Below are 345 nucleotides of genomic sequence, written 5' to 3' on the forward strand. Positions count from 1 at the left end.
CGCAGGCGCACAGGCCATCCCCGCTGGAAGTAGCCGTGGAAGGCGGGCAGCGTTCGATCCCCGAAGTCCACCTCGCTGACCTGGCCGGTGGCCGGGTGGGAGGCGTAGGGGAAGTTAATGGCCACCTCCCGTCCGGGGCTCACCTCGGTGTTCAGGCGGGCGGCGGGGAACTGCAGGCGGGCGGGCAGCAGCACGGCCCACATCGTCCCGTTGGCATCCCGCTGGAAGCCGCCGGGGGCGGTCCAGAGTTGCACTCGCAGGCAGGTGGTGCCGGCGGGGACGTCGTTCGCCAGAAGCTCTGCCTCGCTCATTGCGCAGGGGAAGGGGGCCTTTCCCGGGCCGCGG

1 protein-coding gene is annotated in these 345 nt (G+C 71.9%); it reads right to left on the reverse strand.

What is annotated here, in order from left to right; translation table 11 throughout:
* On the reverse strand, positions 1–345 hold a 345-nt coding region (locus CFB18_RS15470), incomplete at both ends, for a hypothetical protein (RefSeq protein WP_159461778.1).

The sequence above is a fragment of the Thermoflexus hugenholtzii JAD2 genome, from assembly GCF_900187885.1.
Taxonomy (GTDB): Bacteria; Chloroflexota; Anaerolineae; order Thermoflexales; family Thermoflexaceae; genus Thermoflexus; species Thermoflexus hugenholtzii.